At 77.6% G+C, this 255-nt stretch carries 1 pseudogene; it reads right to left on the bottom strand.

The annotated features are described in order from the left end of the window. Positions 1–255: pseudogene (locus tag GTW08_RS20885) on the bottom strand (sulfatase); the annotation flags it as partial.

Genomic DNA, 255 nt, shown 5'->3' with positions numbered 1-255 from the left:
CGAGCCGTCCGAGCCGGACGGCCGCGGCGGCCGTCGCCACGACCAGGCCCACCGCGACGACGGCGGCGAGCACCACGACCGCCGTCCCGGCGGCGCCGGCGGTGCCCTGCAGGAAGTCGTGCGCGTTGCCCAGCAGCGACCAGTCGGACACGGCGTCGAACCGGCGGCCCTGGAAGGTGAGGAACCCGATGTCGGCCAGCTTGAGCAGACCGAGCGCGGCGAGCAGCGCCCCGGCCAGGGCGGCGGCGACCCACC

It is taken from the genome of Pseudonocardia sp. SID8383, from assembly GCF_009864975.1.
Taxonomy (GTDB): Bacteria; Actinomycetota; Actinomycetes; order Mycobacteriales; family Pseudonocardiaceae; genus Pseudonocardia; species Pseudonocardia alni.
This window is presented reverse-complemented; position numbering and strand designations above follow the sequence as displayed.